The following is a 19,927-nucleotide window of genomic DNA, read 5'->3' as shown; positions in this document are numbered from 1 at the left end:
GGCGGGGGTCGCGGTTCCGATCACCTGGGCGCAGCTAAGCGAAACCGTCGCGGGGAGCGCCTTCACCGCCGCCGATCCCGCCGCAGTTCTCGCCCAGTCGAAGCGCCCGGCGGAGAAGGCGAAAGCGGCGAAACTGCCCGCCTAACCGCCCGATCGCGCCAGCAGGGCGACAAGCTCGTCCTTCCACAGCGCCGCCGAGGTATGCGACCCGTGCCCGCGCGTCGCGAGGCTCGCGGGGATCAGCACGAAACGCCCCTGCGGCACTCGCCCGATCGCGCCTTCGACCAGGTGCAGCTCGGGCGGGTTGATCAGGTCGTCGCCCGAATTGACCCATGTCAGCGGGACGTCGATCGTCGCCAGCTTCGGCCCGGGATCATAGTCGCGCGACGAATCGAGCTGGTAGATCAGGTCGTTGGCATCGCGCAGCGGCATGTCGCGCGCCATCCGTGCGGTCACCGCGGCGTCGACCGCATCGCCGGTCGGCAGGTCGTGCTGCATCAACACCGGCGCGCTGCCGAACGCGACGAGCAGCGACAGCGCCGTCCGCAGCCCCGCCTCCGGCTCAACCTTATAATCGCCCCCGGCCCACGCCGGATCGAGCTTGATCCCGTCGATCGCGAGCTTGCGCCACTGCCGGTTCGCCCCCGAAATCGGCACCGGAACACACGCCAGCGGCATCAGCGCGCGGGCGAAACCGGGGTAGGCCTCGGCGTACGTCAGCGTGTGCATGCACCCCATCGACGTGCCCATCAGCAGCCGCAGCCGATCGACACCGAGCCCTTTGGTCAGCAGCAGATGGTCCGCCGCGACCATGTCGGCATAGCCATAATGCGGAAACCGCGCGTGGAGGCCGTCGCTCGGCTTCGACGACGCGCCGTGGCCGATCTCGTCGGGAAGGATGACGTAATAGACCGACGTGTCGAGCGGCTGGCCGGGGCCGAACAGCGCGTTGGCGAACTGCGGCGCGAAGAACTGCTTGCCGCTCCCGCCGGTGCCGTGGAGGACCATCACCGCGTTGGTGACGTGCCCGGCCGCATCGCGCCGCGGCGTGCCGAGCGTCGTATAATGCAGCCGCAACTCGGGCAGCTTCTCCCCCGACGCGAAGGTGAAATCGCGGACGACATAGTCGCCCTCGACCGGCACCGCGGCGGCGCTCGCGACACCTCCAGTAAGGAATAGGGCGAGCGCGGCGATGAGGATGCGGACCATGCGCGCAGTCTAGCGCGCGGTCACCAGCATCGGCAATCCGCGCTTGGGGCGCAGCGTGATCCGGTGTTCGGGCATGACGACCGCCCCCGGCAGCAGGTCGAGGCGGCAGCGCTGGACGATCGTCGCCAGCGTCACCACCGCCTCCTGCAACGCGAAGCTCGCGCCGATGCAGACGCGCGGTCCCGCCCCGAACGGCAGATACGCGAAGCGGTCGATCGGCGGCGCTCCGGGCAGGAAACGCGTCGGGTCGAACTCGCCCGGCCGGTCCCACAATTTGCGATGCCGGTGGAGCACCCAAGGCGCATAGACCACGGTCGACCCCGGCGGGATCGTCACGCCGTGGAGCGTGTCCTCGGCAACCGCCATCCGCTGGATCAAGGGTGCCGTCGGGTACAGCCGCAGCGTCTCGTCGATCACCGCGCGGGTCCACACCAGCTTGGCGACATCGTCGGCCGCGACCGTCCGCCCGCCGAGGACGTCGTCGACTTCGGCCTCGATCCGCTCGCGCGCGGCGTGATCCTGCGACAGCAGATATAGCGCCCAGCTCAGCGCGCTCGACGTCGTCTCGGTCCCCGCACCAAGGAAGGTCAGCACGTTGTCACGGACCACCGCCGGGGTCAGCCCCTCGCCGGTCTCGGGGTCGCGCGCCTCAAACAACAAGGTCAGCAGGTCGCGCGGCGCGGCGGCGGGATCGGCGGCGATGAGCGCACGGCGGTCGCTGACGAGGCGGTCGATCAGCCCGTCGAAGTAGCGCCGGACCGGGGCCGCGCGCAGGCGGCTGACGCGCGGAATCCACGCCGGCGCACCGAACAGGTCGAGCGGATCGATCGCCCCGGCAGCGGTGACGAACGACTGCGCGTCGTGGACCTGCGCCCGGTCACCGCCGAGCCCGCCCGAGAAGATCGACGCGTCGAGCCCATCCAAGGTCACCTGCGTCATCTCGCGGTCGACCTGGAGCAGCCTGCGCCCGCCGCGTCTTGCCCAGCGATCGGTCAGCGCCACCGCCGCCGCCGCCATCGGCCCGGCGAACCCGGCGACGGTGCGCGGGGTGAACAGCCCGGCGAGCGCGCGCCGCTGAACCTTCCACGCCGGCCCCTCGACAGTGAACAGTCCCTCGCCGAGGCTCGGCTTGAGCACCCGCAGCTGGAGGTCGTCCTTGACGTAATTCGCCGCGTGATCGAGCATGAAGGTACGGATCGACGCCGGGTCGCTGACGATCGTGATATGCCCGAGCAGCGACTTGCCGCTCAACACCCACTCGTCGAAGTGCCGCTGCGTCCACATGCCGAGCGGATCGCTGAGCAACTGCGCCGCCCCGCGCAGTCGCGACAACGGCTTGGCCAGGGGCACCGGCGCGGGGGGCGTGAAGGCGATGTTCATGGGGCGAAGATAGGGACGGCGGGGGGCAGCGTCACCCGGCGGCGGGGTCGCAGCGGGTGACGGTCTTCCCTCTCCCCTTGAGGGAGAGGGACGGTTGCGCCCTTCGCGCGACCAGGGTGAGGGTGCGGATGGCATTTTAAGCCACTCTCCCCGCACTCACCCTCACCCTGCGCGCAAGGGCGCGCCGTCCCTCTCCCTCAAGGGGAGAGGGAGGAAGTCAGCGCCAACCCCCGGCCCCCGCAAACGTTGACAACCGCGGCCTCACCCTCTAGCAACCCGCTTCCCGTACGACCGCCCCCGTGGCGGACCCGTGCGCAAATCGATTCGGCCAAGGTTAAAGAACATGTTCGCGGTAGTGCGCACGGGCGGCAAGCAATATCGGGTCGCCACCGACGACAAGATCATCGTCGAGAAGCTCGACGGCGTGGCGGGTGATACTGTCACGCTCGAGACGCTGATGCTCGGCGACGGCGGTCTCGTTTCGGCGGGCGGCGTCACCGCCGAGATCGTCGCGCAGACCAAGGGCGACAAGGTCATCATCTTCAAGAAGAAGCGCCGGCATAACTATCGCCGGAAGAACGGGCACCGTCAGCAGCTGACGGTCCTGAAGATCGTTTCGGTAGGTTAAGGCACCATGGCACATAAGAAAGCAGGCGGCTCGTCCCGCAACGGTCGCGACTCCGCAGGGCGCCGTCTCGGCGTCAAGCGCTTCGGCGGCCAGGACGTCACGGGCGGCTGCATCATCATCCGCCAGCGCGGCACGCGCGTCTATCCGGGCCGCAACGTCGGCCTCGGCAAGGACCACACGCTGTTCGCCACCGCCGAAGGTGTCGTCGTGTTCCACTCGGGCAAGCTCGGCCGCAAGTACGTCAGCGTCGACGCACGACCGGAACCGATGGCAATCGCCGCCGAATAGTTTGCTGGAGCGCGGTTCGCGGTCGTCAATCGATCGGCCCCGCCCTCAATTCTGTCATCCCCGCGTAGGCGGGGACCCAAGGTCACCAGCGGCGTGACTTTCGGTCCCCGCCTCCGCGGGGATGATGCCGTTTAGAGGTCGCGTTCGTCCAGGGTTGCCGTCGCAAGTAATCGCAACGCACCGCTCCAAGGTGCGACGCGCTGCCCGTGAGCATCTGATCGACCCTCGCCCCGCCCCATTCCCGCAGCAAGCACCTCGCGCCAGAATCGTGTATTAGTCCGCCATGAAGTTCCTCGACCAAGCCAAGATCTACCTCCGCTCGGGTGCGGGCGGCGACGGTGCCGTCTCGTTCCGGCGCGAGAAGTTCGTCGAATACGGCGGCCCCGACGGCGGTGACGGCGGGCGCGGCGGCGATGTCGTCTTCGAAAGCGTCGCCGGGCTCAACACGCTGATCGACTTCCGCTATTCGCAGCACTTCAAGGCCGGGCGGGGGCAGCACGGCATGGGCCGCGACCGCACCGGCGCCGGGTCCGACGACCTCGTCATCAAGGTCCCGGTCGGCACGCAAATCATCGACGATGACGAAGACCAGACGATGCTCGCCGACTTCACCAAGGTCGGCCAGCGGATCGTCCTGCTGCGCGGCGGGGAGGGCGGCAAGGGCAATGCCTTCTTCAAGACGTCGACCAACCGCGCGCCGCGCGAGTTCGAACCCGGCGGCGACTATGCCGAGGCGTGGGTCTGGCTGCGACTCAAGCTGATCGCCGACGCCGGGCTGCTCGGCATGCCGAATGCGGGCAAGTCGACCCTGCTCAACGCGATCACCAACGCCCACGCCAAAGTCGGCGCGTACCCGTTCACGACGTTGAAGCCGCAGCTCGGCGTCGTCGGCCACAAGGGGCAGGAATTCGTCCTCGCCGACATCCCCGGGCTGATCGCCGGGGCCGCCGACGGGGTCGGCATCGGCGACCGCTTCCTCGGCCACATCGAGCGCTGCCGCATCCTCCTCCACCTCGTCGACGCCAACGAGCCCGACCCGGTCGAATCGTACGAGATCGTCCGCGACGAACTCGACGCCTATGGCGCGGGCCTCGAGTCGAAGGACGAGATCATCGCGCTGAACAAGAGCGACCTCGTCGAGCCGAAGGTGCTGGCGAAGAAGAAGAAAGCACTGGAAAAGGCGAGCGGCAAGCCGGTGTTCGTCCTGTCGGGGGCAACCCGCGACGGCATGGATGCGGTGCTCGACCGGCTGGTCGAGGCGGTCGGCAAGGCGAAGGCCCCCGCGGCAGGGGCAGCGAAGGACAAGGCGTGGACGCCGGTCTAGGGAGCGACTCCAATCCCAACCGCGCACCCAGCGAAAGCGTGGATGCAGTTGACGCTGGCGGGTCCAACCCCAACCGTCATCCCCGCGAAGGCGGGGGTGCGGCTTCAGTTGAGGGGGGCGGTCCTAATCTCAACCGTCATCCCCGCGCAGGCGGGGACCCATCAGCCCAGCCGGTCGGGGTGATGGGTCCCCGCCTGCGCGGGGATGACGAGCTTAATGGGGGGGACGACGCAATCCGCCAGCGCGTCGCGCGCTTCTCCCCCGCGCAATGCCCCCGACTCATCGTCAAGATCGGCTCCTCGCTCCTCGTCGGTGACGACGGCATCGTCCGTCGCGACTGGCTCGCCGGCGTCCTCGCCGATATCGCCGAACGACGCGCCGCAGGCCAACAGGTCGCGATCGTCACCTCGGGCGCGATCGCGCTTGGGGCGCAGCGGCTCGGCCTGCCCAAGCGCGGGCGGGCGAGCCTCGAGGACGCGCAGGCGGCAGCCGCGACGGGACAGATCATGCTCGCATCGTGCTATGCCGAACTGCTCGCAGCGCACGATATCCAGGCGGCGCAGATCCTGCTGACGCTCGGCGACCTCGAGGACCGGCGGCGCTACCTCAACGTCGCAGCGACGCTCGACCGGCTGCTGACGCTCGGTGTCGTCCCGGTGATCAACGAAAACGACAGCGTCGCCACCGCCGAAATCCGCTTCGGCGACAACGACCGCCTCGCCGCGCGCGCCGGACAGGCCGCCGGGGCCGCGGCGGTGATCCTGCTGTCCGACATCGACGGACTGTATTCGGGCGATCCGCGGCGCGATCCGGCGGCGGCGCTGATCCCGACCGTCGACGCGATCGGCCCCGAGGTCGAGGTCATGGCGAGCGCCGAATCGGGCTCCGGCGTCGGCACCGGAGGGATGGCGGCGAAAATCGCGGCGGCGAAGATCGCGCTCGCGGCGGGCATCCACCTTGCGATCGCCGATGGGCGCGTCGACCGTCCGCTCGCGCGTTTCGCCGCGACCGGCCACGGCACGGTGTTCGTCGCGGGACCGGCTGCGCGCGCGCGCAAGGCGTGGCTGGCAGGGCGGCTGACTGTCGCCGGGCGCATTTTCGTCGACGCCGGGGCGGTCGTCGCCCTCGCCGCCGGGCGCAGCCTGCTCGCCGCCGGGGCGATCCGCGTCGAGGGCCGGTTCGAACGCGGTGACGTCGTCGAGGTCGTCGGCCCCGGCGGTGCGGTCGCGCGCGGGCTTTCCGCCTATGACGCCGCCGACGCCGCGCGCATCGCCGGCCAGCGCAACGACGCGCAGGCCGGGCTGCTCGGCTATGCCCCGCGCTCGGCGCTGATCCACCGCGATCATCTGGTGCTGCTGTGACCGACGCGACGGCGATCATCGCCGAAATGGGGGCCGCTGCGCGCGGGGCGGCGGTGCTGCTAGCGCGCGAAGAGGCGCGGGCGAAAGCCGACGGGGTGCGCGCCTGTGCGGTGTCTGTGCGCGCGAGGGCCGGAGCGATTCTGGCAGCGAATCGGCGCGATCTGGCGGCGGCACCTCATCTTTCACCCGCTTTGATCGACCGATTGACCCTCGACGAGGCCCGAATCGAGGCAATCGCCGCCGGACTCGACGCCGTCGCCGCCCTGCCCGACCCGGTCGGTGCGGTGATCGCCGCCTGGGAACAGCCCAACGGCCTGCGATTCGAACGGGTTAGGGTGCCGCTCGGCGTGGTCGGGATCATCTACGAAAGCCGCCCGAACGTCACCGCCGATGCCGGAGCCCTGTGCCTGATGGCCGGAAACGCCGTCATTCTCCGCGGCGGCAGCGAAGCAGCGGCATCGAACGCCGCAATCCACGCCGCATTGGTCGAAGGCCTCGAATCCGCCGGGCTCCCCGCCGCCGCGATCCAGCTCGTCGCCTCCCCCGACCGCGCTCTGGTCGGCGCAATGCTCGCCGCCCATGGTCTGATCGACGTCATAATTCCTCGCGGCGGCAAGGGGTTAGTCGCGCGCGTCGTGGCCGAAGCGCGGGTCCCGGTGCTCGCGCATTTGGACGGAAACAACCACGTCTACGTCGATGCCGCCGCCGATCCGGCGATGGCCAAGGCGATCGTCCTCGACGCCAAGATGCGCCGGACCGGCGTCTGCGGCGCGATGGAAACGCTGCTGATCGACCGCGCGTGCCCCGATGCCGCCAGTTTGATCACCGCCCTCCTCGACGCCAACTGCGAAGTCCGCGCCTCCGCCGACCTCATGCCCCTCGACACCCGCCTTATCCTCGCTTCTGACAGCGACTGGGACACCGAGTATCTCGATGCAATCACTGCGGTAATCCTCGTTGATGGAGTTGCCGGAGCAGTCGACCACATCGCCCGTCACGGCTCGCACCACACCGACGCGATCGTCACCGCCGACCCCACTGCCGCCGCGCGATTCCTCACCGAGGTCGACAGCGCGATCGTCCTCCACAACGCCTCGACCCAGTTCGCCGACGGCGGCGAGTTCGGCTTCGGCGCAGAAATCGGCATCGCCACCGGCCGCCTCCACGCCCGCGGCCCTGTGGCACTTGAAGGGCTTACAACGTACAAGAACATCGTGCGGGGCACCGGACAGGTGCGCGGCTGAAGACCGTCGGGCTCCTCGGCGGGTCGTTCAATCCAGCGCATGCCGGGCATCGCCACATCAGCGTCGAGGCGCTGCGGCTGCTCGACCTCGACGAAGTGTGGTGGCTGGTCAGTCCGCAGAACCCGCTCAAGACGAGCTCCGACATGGCCCCGCTCGCGGCGCGGGTCGCCTCGGCGAACCTTGTCGCGCGGCACCGGCGCATCGTCGTCAGCGATCTCGAAGTCGGGCTCGGCACCCGCTATGCGGTCGATACCGTCGCCGCATTGCTCCGCCGCTACCCCAAGGTCCGCTTTGTCTGGCTGATGGGCGCGGACAACCTCGTCGACTTCGACCAGTGGTCGCGGTGGCGCGCGCTGGCGCGTCTCGTACCGATTGCGGTTTTTGCGCGTCCGGGCTATATGGGCCCAGCTTTGACGGCGCCGGCGATGGCGTGGTTCAGGCGTTGGCGGCATGCTTCGGCATCCGCACGACGCTGGCGCGAATGGAGGCTTCCGGCGATCGTCGTTCTCGACATCAGGATGAGCCCGCTGTCGGCGACAGCGATCCGGAGTGCTGACCCGACCTGGGCCGATCGCGGCCGGGCTTCCCGATGATGAGGACTACGACTTGGCTTTGACTCCCGCCGCCGCTCCCCGGACGGCTTTGACGACCGCTGCTGCACCGCGTGCCGTCGGCGCAAACGACCCCGCGGTGATGGCGCTCCACGCGCTGGTGATGTCGACGCTCGAGGACGACCAGGCGGTCGAGGTCGTGTCGATCCCGCTCGCCGGCAAGACATCGATTGCCGATCATATGGTCATCGCGAGCGGCCGGTCGACCCGGCAGGTCGCGTCGATGGCAGCGAAGATCGCCGAGCGTGCCAAGGCTGAACTCGGTCGCAGCGTTCGGATCGAAGGCCTGCCCGCCGCCGACTGGGTGCTGATCGACGCGCAGGACGTCATCGTCCATCTGTTCCGCCCCGAGGTCCGCACCTTCTACAATCTCGAGAAGATGTGGGCGTTCGATGGCCCGAGCGGATCGACCAGCGAGCGCCGCGCCCCGCCGAAAGCCTCCGCATTCAAGGATCTCGACCCGGTTCCCGATGCGACTCCGTTCGAGGCCGCCTCACTTGGCACCGAAGAGGCCTTCGACGACGGCGAAGACGACTAATTGCGCCTTCACGTCGTTGCGCATGGCCGGATCGGACGCGGACCGGAGGCCGACCTCGTCGATCGTTATCTCAAGCGCATCACGTGGCCGCTGACGCTGACCGAGTTGAGCGACGCGGGCAGCGGCAAGGTCCCCGACCTGCCGACCCCCGCGGTGACGGTCCTGCTCGACGAACGCGGCACCGCGCTGACGTCGCGCGCCTTTGCCGACCGGCTGGCGGGGTGGCGCGACGACGGGATGCGCGAGGCGCGCTTTATCATCGGTCCGGCCGATGGGCATGGCGAAGCTGCGCGGGCGACTGCCGGCTTGTTGCTCAGTTTCGGCCCCGCGACATGGCCGCACCTGCTCGTTCGCGCAATGCTCGCCGAGCAGCTTTATCGTGCGACATCGCTGCTGGCGGGACATCCGTATCATCGTGATGGCTAGCTGCGGCCGAAATGCTATATCTGGCGGATTGCCGAAGGAATTGCTTATGCTGTCGACCCGCGTCCGACTTGCGCTGACCGCGAGCCTTCTCGTCCTGCTCCCCGCGCCGATGCTCCAGGCGGCGCCCGAGACCGATACCAATAAGCGCCTCGACGCGCTGATGGATGTGTTCGAACGTGTCCGCGCCGATTACGTCGACAAGGTCGATGACAAGAAGCTGATCGAGGGTGCGATCAACGGCATGCTCGCCAGCCTCGATCCGCATTCGAGCTACCTCGACGCACGCGACTTCGCCAACATGAAGCAGGTCACCGACGGCGAATATGGCGGGCTCGGCCTGACCGTCTCGACCGAGGAGGGCGCGGTCAAGGTCGTCGCCCCGACCGACGACACGCCCGCCGCTCGCGCCGGGATCAAGTCGGGCGACTACATCACTCGGATCGACGGCGAGCTGCTGTACGGCGTGACGCTGACCGAGGCGGTCGACAAGATGCGCGGCGCGGCGGGCACGACGATCAAGATCACCGTGATCCGCGAAGGCGCGCCGAAGCCGCTCGAATTCACCCTCAAGCGCGAGATCATCCAGATCAAGCCGGTCAAGTGGGAGGTCAAGGGTGACGCCGGGATCATCCGCATCGCCTCGTTCAGCAAGCAGACCGGACCCGCGACCAAGGCGGCGATCGCCGGGATCGAGAAGCAGCTTGGCGACAAGCTCGGCGGCTTCATCATCGACCTGCGCTCGAACCCCGGCGGGCTGCTCGACCAGTCGATCGAGGTCAGCGACGCCTTTCTCGACCACGGCGAGATCGTGTCGCAGCGCGGGCGGACAAAGAACGATATCCAGCGTTACTACGCGCATAGCGGCGACCTGACCGGCGGCAAACCGGTCGTCGTGCTGATCGACGAAGGCTCGGCGTCGGCCGCCGAGATCGTCGCCGGGGCGCTGCAGGACCAGCGCCGCGCGATCATCCTCGGCCAGCGCAGCTTCGGCAAGGGATCGGTCCAGACGCTGATCCCGCTCGACGAAACCAGCGCGCTGCGGCTGACGACGGCGCGTTACTATACCCCGTCGGGACGTTCGGTGCAGGAAGCCGGCATCGAGCCCGACATCGTCGTGCCGCAGCTCAGCGATCCGCTCGCCGCCGACGCGTCGCGCCCGAAGTTGCGCGAGGCCGACCTCAAGCGCCACCTGATCAACGAGGTCAAGGCGGGCGACAAGCTGATCGAGACCGACGTCAAGGCTGATCCGCGCTTCGCCGACACCCCCGAGACGCTCAAGAAAAAGGGCATCACCGACTATCAGATGGACTATGCGGTCAAGCTGATCGGTCGGCTCGCGCCGGGCGCGGCGGTGCAGACCGCCGCGAAGGGCTAAGCTGCCATCGCATAGCGGCGGCAGTGTTCGAGGTAGCCGGCCTCGTGGCTGGCGACGAGGTCGACCACCGCGCGCCAGAGCCACGATGGTGCCTCGATGCCGCTGCCACGGTAGTCGCCGAGCAACGACCGCCATTCCCGCCGCGTTGCGCGATCCATCTGGCGTGCATGCGCCTTGCCGACGACCTGGCCGAGGTAACGCGCCGCTCTCGTCGCCTCGACGCGCGAGAACTGGTCGATCTCGAGCTTGAGGTCTTGCGGCATCAACTCGCGCAACACGACCGGACTGCCGAGCAGCTTCGCCGCAAGCATTCGTTCGCCGAGGTTTGGGGACAGCGCGCGCGCTCCGGTGACGACGCGGATTGCGTGGTCGGCCGGAATAGTCGAACTGGCGGCTGCCGGGGCCGCTGCCGCGACCGCCTCCTTGATGTCGACCAACGCCATTTGTGGCGGTTTGCCGTGGCGTTCGATGGCGATCAGTGCTGCAAAGCGCAGCTTCCCGAGCGAGCTGCACCCCTTCATCCAGTACGCGGCGTCGACCAGCGCAACGTCATTGTGATCGTTCCGTCCGCTAAGCGTGGTCACCATCTGCTTGACCCCGTCCTCGGCAAACAGCGCGTCGAGGCCGGAACGCTCGGCATCGGTCAGCGCCCAGAACTTCTTGCCGAGCGGGATCGTCGGCTTGATGTCGCTCAGCCGCTCCTCGGCAAGGTGCCGCCAGCGCCGGCCGAGAGCACGCCGCCTGACCGCGCGGACGGCGTCGGGCTCGGGGGCCGGGTCGTGATGGCTGGGATCGGCGAGGGCGGAATCGTAGCCGTCGACGATTTCCTCGATCATCCGCGCGGTCGTGACCCCGGGCAGGTCTGCACCCCGCGCGGCGGTGGCGAGCGACAGCCCGAGCCGGATCAGGTCGTGGGTCGGATTGCCGATGACGGTCTGGTCGAGGTCGCGGATTTGCACGTCGACCTTGCCGTCGGCATCTGCGAGCGGCCCGAGATTGCCGAGGTGGCAGTCGCCACAGATCCATACCGGCGGTTCGGCGGGCAGCGCGGCGGCGGCGGACGATTCGGCGAGCCACTCGTAGAATTTTACGGTGTTGCCCCGGACGTAGGCGTGGGTAGACTCCGCCATCTTGAGCGTCCGCTTCCGCTCGAGTGTCGCGCCGCGGTCGTCTTTGTGGTCGTCGATCAAAAACATGCTCCTTTGATCACTACCGAACGCTCGGCGACACCTTTGTCGACGACTTGAGCCGCCGACGTGCTAGACGGCAAATCGTCGCTGCCGGAAGGGTCCCTGCTTGCTCCGCTCACTTTACGACCGGCTTATCGTCCTCGCTGGCCGCCCAGATGCCGAGCGCTGGCTGGCGCTGGTCGCGTTCATCGACGGGGCGCTGTTCACCATTCCGCCCGAATTGCTCCAGCTGCCGATGTCGATCGCACAGCCGAAGCGGTCGCTGCGTTATGCGGTGATCGGCGCGGTGGCGTCGGCGGCAGGTGCCGTGATCGCGTATTACATCGGCGCGTCGCTGTTCAACGCGGTGGCCGATCCGCTGCTGATCTTCCTCCACAAGAAGGCCGAGTTCGACCAGTTCAAGGTCCAGGTCGCGGGCAATGCAGCGCTGTGGCCGGTCGCGTTCCTGCTCGCGCCGATGCCAGCAGCAGTGGCGGCAGGGAGCGTCCACCTCGGATTGGCAGGGGCCCTGCTTGCCTCGATCGTCGGACGCGGCGGGCGCTTCCTTGTCGTTGCGCTGCTCCTGCGCCAGTTCGGCACGGCCGCGCAGCACTTCATCGAGCATCACTTCCATTGGGTCGCGATCGTCTGCCTGCTGTTGCTGACCGCTTTCGTGGTGATCCGCTATGCGCTCTAATCAGGCCGCCAATGCGCTCGTCCTTGTCGGCAGCACTGCGCTGCTCGGCGGGGCACTCGCGTTCCAGTACATCGGCCACCTTGCCCCGTGCGAGATGTGCCTGTGGCAGCGCTGGCCGCATGTCGCGGCGCTTGCCCTCGGGCTGGTCGCCTGGGCAATGCGGAGCAACCGCGCGGTCGTCGCGCTCGCCGCGTTGGCGGTGCTGGCGACGGCGGCGATCGGATATTTTCACGCCGGGGTCGAGTATCACTGGTGGGCCGGGCCGCAGGCGTGCACCGCCGCGGGTCTGGCTTCGGGCCCCGACTTCATCACTGCCGCGCTGGCGACGCCGATGATCCGTTGCGATGCGGCGGCGTGGACGCTGTTCGGTATCTCGATGGCGGGGTATAACGCCTTGTTTTCGACCCTGATTGGAGGCGTTGCGTTGTGGCTGGTGAGACCGTCGAGCAGATGATCCGGGTCGACCACGCTGGCGAGTACGGCGCGGCGCGGATTTATGCGGGGCAGCTCGCGGTGATGGGCAACCGGTCGCCCATCGCGCCCGAGATCGGGCGGATGAAGGCGCAGGAGGCGCGGCATCTCGCGGTGTTCGACCGGATGATCGTCGCGCGGCGGGTCCGCCCCACCCTGCTCCACCCGATCTGGCACATCGCCGGCTATGCGTTGGGTGCGGCGACCGCGCTGCTCGGCCCCGACGCCGCGATGGCGTGCACCGTTGCGGTCGAGACCGAGATCGACCGGCACTACCAGTCGCAGCGCGACGCGCTTTCCGACGGCAAGGGCGGCGACATCGACCCCGAGCTCGCCGCACACATCGCCGACTTCCAGGCCGAGGAGGTCGAGCATAAGGAGACCGCGAGCGCGATGGGCGGGACCGGCTTCCCGGTGATGTCGGCGGTAATCCGCGCCGGCTGCCGGGTCGCGATCGCGCTGACGAAGCGGGTCTGAACGAACCTATCTGGGAAGTTCAAAATAAGTTCACACAAAAGGCGGTGGAGTTCGCGCCTCGTTTTCTGGCGACACGGAGATGATTCCGCCCTCTTCGTCGCACGTCTTCGTCGCACGTCCGCGTCGCTGGAAAGTCTAGCATGACGGCGCACCTGTAGGACAGCGCCGTACTCAAGCGTCAGACCAGCCCCAACGCCGCGATCAGGCGGCAATCGATCACGCAGCCACGCCCCCGCTGTACTGCGAGCCAGTCGCCGATCCCGTCGAGCGGCACGACATGGACGGTAATGTCCTCCCCGGCGACACCGCCGCCCGAGCCGGTCTGCTTCAGCCCGCTTGCGCGGAACAACGTGAACATCTCCGACGACATCCCCGGCGACGTCGCGAAGTCGCCGATGCGCTCCCAGCCGGTTGCGGTGAACCCGGTCTCCTCGTCGAGCTCGCGCGCCGCGGCGGCGGCCGCGTCGAAGTCGCCGTCGTCACCGATCAGCCCGGCGGGCAGTTCGATCGTCGGTTTCCCCAATGCCCGGCGCAGCTGCTCGACCAGCACGATCTCGCGCGCGTCGGTCACCGCAAGGATAACCGCCGCGCCCATCCCGCCGACCCGAGCGGCATACTCCCACGTCCCGTCGCGCCGGACTTCGAGGTATTTGCCCTGCCAAAGAAGGTCGGCCATCGTGTTTCCATCGTCGTTGAAGACCATGGATAGCAGCTCGTCCCATGATTCGTTCCCCGATCTGTGCTAGGCTCGCCAAAGTCTAAGCGGGGGAAGCGCGATGGATTTACCGGCCAGCCTGATCGACGGCGTCGCCAAACTCGCGCAACTCGGCGGCATCGGCGTCGGCATGGCGGTGTTCCTGTTCGCCTTTCTCCTCGTCTGGCGCGGGCAGCCGGTCGATCCGGGGCTTGCCGCCTTCCGGATGCGCGCGCTGACGCTCGGTGCCGCCTTCGCGCTCGTCGCCCTGCTGATCTCGCTCGCGCAATTTACCATCGGGCAGGGCGCGCCCGCCGGGCCGGGCCGCATGACGGTGACCTTCTCACCGAGCTTCGCCACCGAAAACCTGCCGACCCCTGCGATGCGCTTGCTCGACGCAAGCGGAGGTGCCGCCGTCGTCGAGGACACGCCGTTCGACGTCGCATCGGGGGCAACGCTCAAGATCAGCGCCGACAATCTGATCGAACAAGCGCGCAGTCTTCAGCAGGTCAAGGCGACGGCGCAGAACCTCGCCGCGAGCAACGGCCAGCTCGTCGCGGCGCTGACGGCGGCCCCGGTGGGGGCTGCAGTTCAGCCGTCGGCCCCCGCGCCGGGCATTCCGGTTCCCGCAAGCCCGCATTTGATCGCCCCGTCGGAGCTGCTCAAATTGCGCAGCGCGCAGATCGCGATCACCGCCAACCTCCAGCGCGGCAACTATGCCGCCGCCGCATCGACCTCGAACCGGCTGTCGCAGGTCGTCATCGGCGGTCAGGCCTTTGCCGTCGGCGCGCCGCAGAAGCAGCCATAACCGCCTAGCGGTTCTGCCGCCCCTCGATCAGCGTGTCGACCACCCCCGGGTCGGCGAGCGTCGACGTATCGCCGAGCGCGCCGAAGTCGTTCTCCGCGATCTTGCGCAGGATGCGGCGCATGATCTTGCCCGACCGCGTCTTCGGTAGTGCCGGGGTGATGTGCAGGTGGTCGGGGGTGGCGATCGGGCCGATGATCGTGCGGACGCTGGTGCGAAGTTCGGCGAGCAATTCGTCGGAACATTCGATCCCGGCGATCAGCGTGACGTACGCGTACAGCCCCTGCCCCTTGATGTCGTGCGGGAAGCCGACGACCGCCGCCTCGGCGACGTGCGGGTGGGCGACGAGCGCGCTTTCGACCTCGGCGGTGCCGAGGCGGTGGCCGCTGACGTTGATGACGTCGTCGACCCGCCCGGTGATCCAATAATAGCCGTCGTCGTCGCGGCGCGCGCCGTCGCCGGTGAAGTACAACCCTTTGTAGGTGCTGAAGTACGTCTCGGCGAAGCGGGTATGGTCGCCGTAGAGCGTGCGCGCCTGCCCGGGCCAACTCCGGGTGATGACGAGGTTGCCGCTGGCAGGTCCGTCGATGAACTTGCCCTCGGCGTCGACCAAGGCGGGTTCGACCCCGGGGAGCGGCAGCGTCGCCGATCCGGGCTTAAGCGGCGTCGCGCCGGGAAGCGGCGAGATCAGGATGCCGCCGGTCTCGGTCTGCCACCACGTGTCGACGATCGGCAGCTGGCCCTTGCCGACGACGCGGTGATACCAGCCCCACGCCTCGGGATTGATCGGCTCGCCGACCGAGCCGAGCAACCGCAGCGACGACAGGTCGTGCGCCTCGACGGGCGCATCGCCGTCGCGCATCAGCGAGCGCAATGCCGTCGGCGCGGTGTAGAAGACATTGACCTTGTGCCGCGCGATGATCGCCCAGAACCGCCCGCTGTCGGGGAAGGTCGGGACGCCTTCGAACATCAGCACCGTCGCCCCAGCCGATAGCGGGCCATAGACGGTATAGCTGTGCCCGGTGACCCAGCCGACGTCGGCGGTGCACCAGAAGACCTCTCCGGGGCGATAGTCGAAGACGATGTCGAATGTCAGGTTCGCCCACAGCAGATAGCCGCCGGTGGTGTGGAGGACGCCCTTCGGCTTGCCGGTCGACCCCGAGGTGTAGAGCAGGAACAGCGGGTCCTCGGCCCCCATCGGTTCGGGGGTGCATGTCGCGGGGACCGCGTTCTTGAGGTCGTGCCACCAATGGTCGCGCTCGGGATGCATCGTCACCGGCGCGCTCGAATGGCGGACGACGAGGATCGCCTCGACGGTCCCGGCGATGTCGGCGGCCTTGTCGACCGCGGCCTTGAGCGGGAGCGGCTTGCCGCCGCGCCAGCCGCCGTCGGCGGTGATGACGACGCGGCTCGCGGCATCGGTGATCCGCCCGGCGATCGCCTCGGGCGAGAAGCCGGCGAAGACGACCGAATGGACCGCGCCGATCCGCGCGCACGCAAGCATTGCGACGACCGCCTCGGGAATCATCGGCAAATAGATCGTGACGCGGTCGCCCTTGTCGACGCCGAGGCCGATCAGGACGTTCGCCATCCGGCAGGTGTCGGCGAGGAGTTCGCCATACGTGATGCGGCGCGGCGCGGTCGCGGGGTCGTCGGCCTCCCACACGATCGCGACGACAGCGGGGTCGTGGCGGTCGAGGCAGTTGGCGCTGGCGTTGAGCACGCCGTCCTCGAACCAGCGGATGTCGACGGGGTCGAAGCTCCAATTGCCCATCTTCGTCGGCGGCTTGACCCAGTCGAGGCGGTCGACCTGCCCGCGCCAATAGGTGTCGGGGTCGTCGTGCGCGGCGGCGCGCATCGCGGCGGCGGTCGCGGTGTCGATCCCGGTATGTGCGGCCGCAGCGGCGGTCACGGGATAAAGCTCGTCGGTCATCATCGTCCCCAAGACGTTGTACGCGGACGCTACGGCCCGCGCGTGTTGCAGCAGAACCTAGCAGTGCGGAACGGCGCGGGCGAGGCGGACGTTAACCCTCGCAGGAGGACGGACTATGACCGACCACAAGGATCATCGCGAACTCGGCTTCGGCAACGTCGACGCCCGGCCCGATATCGACGGCACGCCGGGTGCAAACGGCGGCGGCGAGTCGGGTGGTGGCGCACGCTCCGAAACAACCGAAACGACCGGCGGCGCGGGCTCGCCCGGCGGGCAGACCGACCCGGCGTATCGCGGCGGCGACAATCCGAACGCGACTCGCGACGGCGACGGCGGCGACGCGCAGTGACCGGCAGCAACGAAGACCGCGACCTCCCCGCGGCGGCAAACACCTCGGGTCACGCGACCGGGGGGACCAACGCTCAGTCGGGCACGGTGTCGGGGAGCGAAACCGAACGCGACGCTCCGGGGATCTCGACCGACAAGAAGGCCGACGACACGAAATAAGTCCAGCCGCTCGATTCTAACCGCTTAGCGCTTGGGCGATCAGCGCATGGAATAGCGTCGTCGCCACCGGATCGGCTCCCGGGGCATCGGCGTAGACACGGAACGACGTCAGCACCGCTTTGCCGCGCCCGAACCAGCGTTCGGCAATGACTGCGCTGGCGCGGTGGCCCCAGCCGACGACGAGCCCGGCTGGAACGTGCGCCTCGTGCTCCCACGGCTTCATGCCGACGAGGACGTGATGCGGCACGATGCGCTCGAACGACAGGTCGAACATCGGGCCGTTGGTCGCGTGCGCCGGGATCGCCGCGAAATGCCCCGACCGCTGGAGCCAGCTGAACGCGGTGATCCAGTCGCCGCGATACATCGTGTTGTCGCGGTTCTGCGCGAACAGCCCGGGGAACGCCTGGTCCATGTGATACGGCACCGGCATCAACGACGGCGGCTCGTCGGACCGCAGCCAGCGGCTCGGGCCGTCCTCGACCACGACCAGCGCGCGATGACCGCGCCGCACCGCCTCGACGAGCCGCGTGTCCATCGCGCGACCAAGCGACAGCGCCGCGTCGGGGGTATCGGCAAGCGTGTAGCCAAGCGCGACGAGCCGGTGGCGCATCCCCTCGTCGTCAGTCCAGATCGGCGGAGTCTCGGGCGTGGGCAGGCGCGGATAAATGCTCAGCGCTTCGTAATTGCGCGCGAGGACCCCGCCGTCGGCATCGCGCAGGATCATCTGCAGCGTCACTGCGACCGAAGCTTCGACCGCCGGGAGGACGACGTCGAACCCTGCAATCGCCGTGACGCAGCCGGTCCCCGCCGCTGCGACCGGCACGCGTCCCGATAGCCCGAGCGGTTCGAGGCTCCAGTCGAGGACCGCGCCGGGCTCGACCGTGCAGCCGCCGGTAGCGACGGCGGGCGTGAAATCGATTGCCTCGCCCGCCCAATACCCCCAGCGGCGGAAGCCGGGGACGAGGACGATGTCGGCGTTGACGTCGGCGAAGGGGAGATGGAAGGCGCGAAGGTTGCGCTCCATGTCCATCAACCCATTGGCTTCCCAATAGATATCGGTCAGCTCGGTGATGACATAGCCCTGGATCGACGCGCTGCTGCGGAGCTTCTCGATCTGGTATTTGAGCCCGGTGAACTGATACCATTGGGTCGCGGTAATGAACGCGTCGAAGCTGCCGAAGGCGCGGTCGAGGAAGAAGCCGCGGTAGCGTTGCTCGAGCCCCTTGGGGTAGGCGACGCCCTCGCCCCATTGCGCGCCGGTCTCGAACCACCACGGGTCGACGGTACCGCCGCGACGCAGGTCGCGCGGGTTGGGCAGCCCCCAGACGCCGAATTCGGAGCAGACCAACGGCTCGTCGCCGCGCCGCTCGGCATCACCATACGGGCTGAAGGTCCAGTCCTCGCGCGCGGCGAAGCGGTCGGTCAGATGGTCCCATTCGCCGCGCCGGTCGGGGACGCCGCGGTAATAGTGATAGTCCTCGATGTCGGTCTTGACGTGGAAGTTGGGGAAGCACGCCGAATTGTCGACCGCGAGGCGGCTCGGGTCGTGCTGCTTCAGCCAGTCATATTGGTCGATCAGCCAGCGGCGGTGATCGGGGTCCTCGGTGAGCCGGGTCCCCCAATCTTCGTTGATGATCGTCCACGCGATAATCGACGGGTGGTGGCCGTCGCGCGCGATGATGCCCTCGGCGGTGATCCTCGCGCGCTCACTCGCCTTTTCGCTGAAGCGTTCGAAGTTGGGAAACTCGGTCCACACCAGCAGCCCGAGCCGGTCGCAGACTTCGTAGTATAATGGGTCGGGGACCTTGATGTGGCAGCGGACAGTGTTGAGGCCGAGCGCCTTCGCCTTGCGGAACTGGTCTTCGAGGTAGGCGAGGTTGGGGACGGTGTAGAGCCCCTCCGGATAGTAATCCTGGTCGAGAGCGCAGCGCATGTAGAACGGCTTGCCGTTGAGCAGGAATTGCCCGTCCTTCGTCGCGATCGTGCGAAAGCCGAAGCGCCGCGTGCCGCTGTCGCGCACCGTCGTGCCGGTAACGAGTTCGACCGACAGGTCGTAAAGATGCGGCGTGTCGGGGGACCATGCCTGCGGATCGGCGACGGTGATGCCGAACGGGACGAGTGCCCGATCGCCGCAATCGACCCGCGTGCGCCCCACCACTGCGCCGTCGGGTCCGGCAATCGTCGCGACGAGCACCGCACCGGCCGCGCCAGGCGAGACCGCGACGGATACCCCGACCGCGCCGGAGTCGAGATCGGCACCGAGGATGATTGCGCCAAGATTCGCCACCGCGCGGCGTTCGAGCCAGACCGGCTGCCAGATTCCGCCCATTGGGCCGTACCAGCTCTGCTTACCGTGCGGGATTTCCTGAAACGGGTGGTCGGGAAACTCGGCGCGGTCGTTCGACGGCAGCGTCACCTTCACTTCGAGGCTGTTGTCGGACCACAAGGCGTCGCGGTCGAGCGTCACTTCGAACGACAGATAACCGCCTTCGTGGACCGTCACCCGGCGTCCGTTGACATAGACTTCGGCGAGATAGTTGACCGCGCCGAAGCCGAGGACGACTTCATGGCTGGCGTCGCCACTCTGCCATTTGCGCGGGACGGTGAAGTTGCGCCGGTACCATGTAACGCCCTGCGTCTCGCGCAGATCGTCGAACTGCGCCTGCCAGACGCCAGGGACCTGAATCGCGCGCCATGTCTCCTCGCGGTCGAGGCGGAAATCCCAGACGCCGTCGAGCGAGACGCGCTCACGCAACAGGGCGGGGGCGGAAAGTGCAGTGGCCATCGCCC

General features: G+C 68.2%; 21 protein-coding genes. 15 read left to right on the top strand and 6 right to left on the bottom strand.

The window, feature by feature from the left end; translation table 11 throughout:
- Positions 1 to 141 precede the first annotated feature (141 nt).
- Positions 142 to 1,209 carry an alpha/beta fold hydrolase gene (locus KTC28_RS07050; RefSeq protein WP_216708253.1) on the bottom strand — a complete coding sequence of 356 codons (1,068 nt, stop codon included), beginning with the start codon at positions 1,207 to 1,209 and terminating at the stop codon, positions 142 to 144.
- A gap of 9 nt (positions 1,210 to 1,218) precedes the next feature.
- Positions 1,219 to 2,589: a cytochrome P450 gene (locus KTC28_RS07045; RefSeq protein ID WP_216708252.1), complete on the bottom strand. Its 1,371-nt coding sequence runs from the start codon at positions 2,587 to 2,589 to the stop codon at positions 1,219 to 1,221.
- A 343-nt stretch (positions 2,590 to 2,932) separates the two neighbouring features.
- Here KTC28_RS07045 and rplU point away from each other — a divergent pair, with 343 nt between their 5' ends.
- The 9 genes from rplU (at position 2,933) to KTC28_RS07000 (ending at position 10,384) form a co-directional block, all read left to right on the top strand.
- Positions 2,933 to 3,217, top strand: a complete 285-nt coding sequence (gene rplU, locus KTC28_RS07040; protein WP_216708251.1) for a 50S ribosomal protein L21 — start codon at positions 2,933 to 2,935, stop codon at positions 3,215 to 3,217.
- Positions 3,218 to 3,223: 6 nt separating this feature from the next.
- Complete coding sequence (gene rpmA / locus KTC28_RS07035) at positions 3,224 to 3,505, top strand: 50S ribosomal protein L27 (protein ID WP_216708250.1); 282 nt, start codon at positions 3,224 to 3,226, stop codon at positions 3,503 to 3,505.
- Between the two features lie 283 nt (positions 3,506 to 3,788).
- Positions 3,789 to 4,829, top strand: a complete 1,041-nt coding sequence (obgE, locus tag KTC28_RS07030) for a GTPase ObgE (protein ID WP_216708249.1) — start codon at positions 3,789 to 3,791, stop codon at positions 4,827 to 4,829.
- A gap of 182 nt (positions 4,830 to 5,011) precedes the next feature.
- The gene (gene proB, locus KTC28_RS07025; protein ID WP_216708841.1) at positions 5,012 to 6,190 is read left to right on the top strand and encodes a glutamate 5-kinase; all 1,179 of its coding nucleotides are present in this window, start codon (positions 5,012 to 5,014) and stop codon (positions 6,188 to 6,190) included.
- 26 nt (positions 6,191 to 6,216) lie between these two features.
- Positions 6,217 to 7,434: a glutamate-5-semialdehyde dehydrogenase gene (locus tag KTC28_RS07020; protein WP_216708839.1), complete on the top strand. Its 1,218-nt coding sequence runs from the start codon at positions 6,217 to 6,219 to the stop codon at positions 7,432 to 7,434.
- On the top strand, positions 7,431 to 8,027 hold the full coding sequence (locus KTC28_RS07015; protein WP_216708840.1) for a nicotinate-nucleotide adenylyltransferase: 597 nt from the start codon (positions 7,431 to 7,433) through the stop codon (positions 8,025 to 8,027). Before KTC28_RS07020 ends, KTC28_RS07015 begins: the two co-directional genes overlap by 4 nt.
- 100 nt (positions 8,028 to 8,127) lie before the next feature.
- Positions 8,128 to 8,583, top strand: coding sequence for a ribosome silencing factor (gene rsfS, locus KTC28_RS07010; RefSeq protein ID WP_216708838.1), 456 nt, complete (start codon positions 8,128 to 8,130; stop codon positions 8,581 to 8,583).
- Entirely contained in the window at positions 8,584 to 9,009 is a 426-nt protein-coding gene (locus KTC28_RS07005; RefSeq protein WP_216708248.1) for a 23S rRNA (pseudouridine(1915)-N(3))-methyltransferase RlmH, read from the top strand. It begins immediately after the preceding gene.
- Positions 9,010 to 9,055: 46 nt separating this feature from the next.
- Positions 9,056 to 10,384 carry a S41 family peptidase gene (locus KTC28_RS07000; protein WP_216708247.1) on the top strand — a complete coding sequence of 443 codons (1,329 nt, stop codon included), beginning with the start codon at positions 9,056 to 9,058 and terminating at the stop codon, positions 10,382 to 10,384.
- On the opposite strand, the gene KTC28_RS06995 is transcribed toward KTC28_RS07000, so the two are convergent.
- Positions 10,381 to 11,574 carry a DUF2252 family protein gene (locus KTC28_RS06995; protein ID WP_369426580.1) on the bottom strand — a complete coding sequence of 398 codons (1,194 nt, stop codon included), beginning with the start codon at positions 11,572 to 11,574 and terminating at the stop codon, positions 10,381 to 10,383. The genes KTC28_RS07000 and KTC28_RS06995 overlap by 4 nt on opposite strands.
- A 106-nt stretch (positions 11,575 to 11,680) precedes the next feature.
- Between KTC28_RS06995 and KTC28_RS06990 the strand changes: the two genes are divergently transcribed.
- From KTC28_RS06990 to KTC28_RS06980, 3 genes are read left to right on the top strand one after another with little or no spacing between them, the layout of a single operon-like run.
- A complete protein-coding gene (locus KTC28_RS06990; RefSeq protein WP_216708245.1) occupies positions 11,681 to 12,250 on the top strand; it encodes a YqaA family protein in 570 nt (189 codons plus the stop codon).
- Positions 12,240 to 12,704 (top strand): disulfide bond formation protein B, encoded by a 465-nt coding sequence (locus KTC28_RS06985; RefSeq protein ID WP_216708244.1) that lies wholly within the window; start codon positions 12,240 to 12,242, stop codon positions 12,702 to 12,704. The genes KTC28_RS06990 and KTC28_RS06985 overlap by 11 nt, the downstream gene beginning before the upstream one ends.
- The gene (locus tag KTC28_RS06980; protein WP_216708837.1) at positions 12,701 to 13,198 is read left to right on the top strand and encodes a demethoxyubiquinone hydroxylase family protein; all 498 of its coding nucleotides are present in this window, start codon (positions 12,701 to 12,703) and stop codon (positions 13,196 to 13,198) included. Before KTC28_RS06985 ends, KTC28_RS06980 begins: the two co-directional genes overlap by 4 nt.
- 178 nt (positions 13,199 to 13,376) lie before the next feature.
- Here the strand turns inward: KTC28_RS06980 and KTC28_RS06975 are convergent, their stop codons facing one another.
- Positions 13,377 to 13,874 (bottom strand): NUDIX hydrolase, encoded by a 498-nt coding sequence (locus KTC28_RS06975; protein ID WP_226896094.1) that lies wholly within the window; start codon positions 13,872 to 13,874, stop codon positions 13,377 to 13,379.
- A 100-nt stretch (positions 13,875 to 13,974) separates the two neighbouring features.
- Here KTC28_RS06975 and KTC28_RS06970 point away from each other — a divergent pair, with 100 nt between their 5' ends.
- Positions 13,975 to 14,700 (top strand): hypothetical protein, encoded by a 726-nt coding sequence (locus KTC28_RS06970; RefSeq protein ID WP_216708242.1) that lies wholly within the window; start codon positions 13,975 to 13,977, stop codon positions 14,698 to 14,700.
- Between the two features lie 4 nt (positions 14,701 to 14,704).
- Here KTC28_RS06970 and acs read toward each other — a convergent pair whose 3' ends face one another.
- The gene (acs, locus tag KTC28_RS06965) at positions 14,705 to 16,630 is read right to left on the bottom strand and encodes an acetate--CoA ligase (protein ID WP_216708241.1); all 1,926 of its coding nucleotides are present in this window, start codon (positions 16,628 to 16,630) and stop codon (positions 14,705 to 14,707) included.
- Between the two features lie 115 nt (positions 16,631 to 16,745).
- On the opposite strand from acs, the gene KTC28_RS06960 reads away from it, so the two are divergent.
- Together KTC28_RS06960 and KTC28_RS06955 are read left to right on the top strand one after the other, a co-directional pair.
- Positions 16,746 to 16,979 carry a hypothetical protein gene (locus KTC28_RS06960; RefSeq protein WP_216708240.1) on the top strand — a complete coding sequence of 78 codons (234 nt, stop codon included), beginning with the start codon at positions 16,746 to 16,748 and terminating at the stop codon, positions 16,977 to 16,979.
- Positions 16,976 to 17,137, top strand: a complete 162-nt coding sequence (locus KTC28_RS06955; protein ID WP_216708239.1) for a hypothetical protein — start codon at positions 16,976 to 16,978, stop codon at positions 17,135 to 17,137. The genes KTC28_RS06960 and KTC28_RS06955 overlap by 4 nt, the downstream gene beginning before the upstream one ends.
- A gap of 16 nt (positions 17,138 to 17,153) precedes the next feature.
- Here KTC28_RS06955 and KTC28_RS06950 read toward each other — a convergent pair whose 3' ends face one another.
- Positions 17,154 to 19,922, bottom strand: coding sequence for a glycoside hydrolase family 2 protein (locus KTC28_RS06950; RefSeq protein ID WP_216708238.1), 2,769 nt, complete (start codon positions 19,920 to 19,922; stop codon positions 17,154 to 17,156).
- Positions 19,923 to 19,927 lie beyond the last annotated feature (5 nt).

It is taken from the genome of Polymorphobacter megasporae (genome assembly GCF_018982885.2).
Taxonomy (GTDB): Bacteria; Pseudomonadota; Alphaproteobacteria; order Sphingomonadales; family Sphingomonadaceae; genus Polymorphobacter_B; species Polymorphobacter_B megasporae.
The sequence above is the reverse complement of the archived record's forward strand: the minus strand, read 5'-3'. Positions and strand labels throughout refer to the sequence as shown.

What these genes read in the sequence shown, in the direction of transcription:
- KTC28_RS06970 (WP_216708242.1), top strand. Translation starts at nt 13,975, where the DNA reads ATGGATTTACCGGCCAGCCTGATCGACGGCGTCGCCAAACTCGCGCAA.
- KTC28_RS07045 (WP_216708252.1), bottom strand. Translation starts at nt 2,589, where the DNA reads ATGAACATCGCCTTCACGCCCCCCGCGCCGGTGCCCCTGGCCAAGCCG.
- rplU (WP_216708251.1), top strand. Translation starts at nt 2,933, where the DNA reads ATGTTCGCGGTAGTGCGCACGGGCGGCAAGCAATATCGGGTCGCCACC.
- KTC28_RS07050 (WP_216708253.1), bottom strand. Translation starts at nt 1,209, where the DNA reads ATGGTCCGCATCCTCATCGCCGCGCTCGCCCTATTCCTTACTGGAGGT.
- KTC28_RS06950 (WP_216708238.1), bottom strand. Translation starts at nt 19,922, where the DNA reads ATGGCCACTGCACTTTCCGCCCCCGCCCTGTTGCGTGAGCGCGTCTCG.
- KTC28_RS06980 (WP_216708837.1), top strand. Translation starts at nt 12,701, where the DNA reads ATGATCCGGGTCGACCACGCTGGCGAGTACGGCGCGGCGCGGATTTAT.
- KTC28_RS07020 (WP_216708839.1), top strand. Translation starts at nt 6,217, where the DNA reads ATGGGGGCCGCTGCGCGCGGGGCGGCGGTGCTGCTAGCGCGCGAAGAG.
- proB (WP_216708841.1), top strand. Translation starts at nt 5,012, where the DNA reads ATGGGTCCCCGCCTGCGCGGGGATGACGAGCTTAATGGGGGGGACGAC.
- rsfS (WP_216708838.1), top strand. Translation starts at nt 8,128, where the DNA reads ATGGCGCTCCACGCGCTGGTGATGTCGACGCTCGAGGACGACCAGGCG.
- KTC28_RS06985 (WP_216708244.1), top strand. Translation starts at nt 12,240, where the DNA reads ATGCGCTCTAATCAGGCCGCCAATGCGCTCGTCCTTGTCGGCAGCACT.
- rpmA (WP_216708250.1), top strand. Translation starts at nt 3,224, where the DNA reads ATGGCACATAAGAAAGCAGGCGGCTCGTCCCGCAACGGTCGCGACTCC.
- KTC28_RS07000 (WP_216708247.1), top strand. Translation starts at nt 9,056, where the DNA reads ATGCTGTCGACCCGCGTCCGACTTGCGCTGACCGCGAGCCTTCTCGTC.
- KTC28_RS06975 (WP_226896094.1), bottom strand. Translation starts at nt 13,874, where the DNA reads ATGGCCGACCTTCTTTGGCAGGGCAAATACCTCGAAGTCCGGCGCGAC.
- acs (WP_216708241.1), bottom strand. Translation starts at nt 16,630, where the DNA reads ATGACCGACGAGCTTTATCCCGTGACCGCCGCTGCGGCCGCACATACC.
- obgE (WP_216708249.1), top strand. Translation starts at nt 3,789, where the DNA reads ATGAAGTTCCTCGACCAAGCCAAGATCTACCTCCGCTCGGGTGCGGGC.
- KTC28_RS06960 (WP_216708240.1), top strand. Translation starts at nt 16,746, where the DNA reads ATGACCGACCACAAGGATCATCGCGAACTCGGCTTCGGCAACGTCGAC.